This is a genomic window from Komagataeibacter kakiaceti JCM 25156, from assembly GCF_000613305.1.
Window position 1 is genome coordinate 1 of record NZ_BAIO01000565.1, and the last position, 1367, is coordinate 1367.

The 1367-nt window shown below is 66.4% G+C and carries 1 pseudogene; it reads right to left on the reverse strand.

What is annotated here, in order from left to right:
• Nucleotides 1-475: 475 nt before the first annotated feature.
• Nucleotides 476-1367: pseudogene (locus tag JCM25156_RS32450) on the reverse strand (FUSC family protein); the annotation flags it as partial.

Consider the following 1367-nt stretch of genomic DNA (forward strand, 5'->3'; position numbering starts at 1 on the left):
GGCAACCAGTTGGGAATCGCGAACCGTCGAGAGCGTGGACCATGACGCGGGCATGATCCTGCTGCGTGACAGGGCGGGCAATCTGGACACCGTGCGCGTGGACCCGGACATCCGCGCGAAGCTGCCGGTGCTGCATGCGGGTGACAGGATCGGCCTGCGCATCGTGCGCGCCATTGACGCCACGATCGCCGCCCCCGGCTCGCCCCTGCCGGAATCGACCGAGAGCGCGGCCGGCACCCGTACGGGCCAGCATCCGCACGGCATGATGGTTTCCTTCAAGCGTGAGCGCGTGAAGGTGACGGGCGTGGATACGACCCGCAATCAGGTCACCTTCGTCGATCCCGATGACATTACCCGCGTCGTGCTGGTGCGCCAGAAGCCGATGCAGGAATTTCTCAAGACGCTCAAGGTCGGTGACGAGGTGGACACGACCGTCATGGATGCCGTGTCGTTCTCCGTTCTCAGCCGGATTCCGCCTGACGGCGGCCAGCGGCGGGCGATGGGCGGCGGGGTAGTCCTCGCCCCATTGCAGCGGGCCGCGCCGGTCGAGAAAGCCGGGAATGTCCCGGATGATCCGCGCGGCCTGTTCCAGACAGGCCATGGCCTCGACCTGGGCCGCGGGGCGCAGGGTGATCGCGTCGGGCGGGCAGAGGATGTAGGCGGCATGGCGTAGCGCCGTCGCGGTCAGCAGCGGGTTGTGCGTCAGTTCGGAAAAGGCGTCGAGCGCATCGTAAATGGCCACCTGCTGCCCGCCGGTAATCTCCGGGCTTTCCGCGATGGTGCGGATGCGTTCTACCAGCCGCCCCAGAGAGAGCGTGGCCAGCGCCGCGTCGATATACTGGTGCATCATGACCGGCCGGGCGAAAAACGACAGGCGCATCGCCAGCCGCAGGACTTTCTGGAGCTGCAGGTTCTCCCATACCAGCCATTCCTTGCCCTGCCTGCGGCCCGACAGCGCCAGCCTGCGCAGGCTGCGTGTCAGTGAACTGACAAGCCGCGCGGCGTCCACCCGGTGGTTGGGCGGCAGGATCACGCGGAAGGACAGGACCAGCATGCAGCACCCCAGGAACAGCGCCAGCCAGCCGTTGAACAGGCTTATGTCGTTATAATAATGGATCGGGTTGTTGATCTGGAGCATCACGGTGGAAAAGACGCAGTAGCCAAACGCCCCGACCCCCACCTTCGGGTGGAACTGCAGCCATACGCCCGGCAGCAGCATGATGCAGAGCGAAAGCCACAGCAGCGGGTAGCCGTCCACCTGCGGCAGCAGGTAGATATGGCACAGCAGCCCCGCTGGAATGCCCAGCGCCGTCCCCGCCGCCATGAGCCCCGCCGCGCGTGAGGCGGAGGGCAGGGTGGACAGCAGG